Genomic DNA, 281 nt, shown 5'->3' with positions numbered 1-281 from the left:
ATCGCCGCCCTGCGCTCCCAAGCCCTCCGCACCCTCAGCGGCACCGGAGGCATGGCCTCCCTACCCCTAGGCCCCGAGCACACCACGGAACTCATCGCACCCTGGGCCGACCAACTCAGCATCGCCGCCCACAACGGACCCCACACCACCGTCATCGCCGGCGACACCAACGCCCTGAACCAACTCCTCACCCACTGCGAGAACAACGAGATCAGGGCCCGACGCATCGACGTCGACTACGCCTCACACACCCACCACATCGACACCCTCAAAACCCACCT

Annotated in this window: 1 protein-coding gene; it reads left to right on the top strand. The window is 66.2% G+C overall.

Going from position 1 to position 281, the window contains the following annotated elements:
- Window positions 1-51: 51 nt before the first annotated feature.
- A partial coding sequence (locus IF129_RS26000; protein ID WP_263576284.1) for an acyltransferase domain-containing protein occupies window positions 52-281 on the top strand: 230 nt, incomplete at its 3' end.

This window comes from Streptomyces chumphonensis (assembly GCF_014779715.1).
In the GTDB taxonomy this organism is placed as follows: Bacteria; Actinomycetota; Actinomycetes; order Streptomycetales; family Streptomycetaceae; genus Streptomyces; species Streptomyces chumphonensis.
Note: the sequence above shows the minus strand (reverse complement) of the source record. Positions and strands in the feature narration are given on the sequence as shown.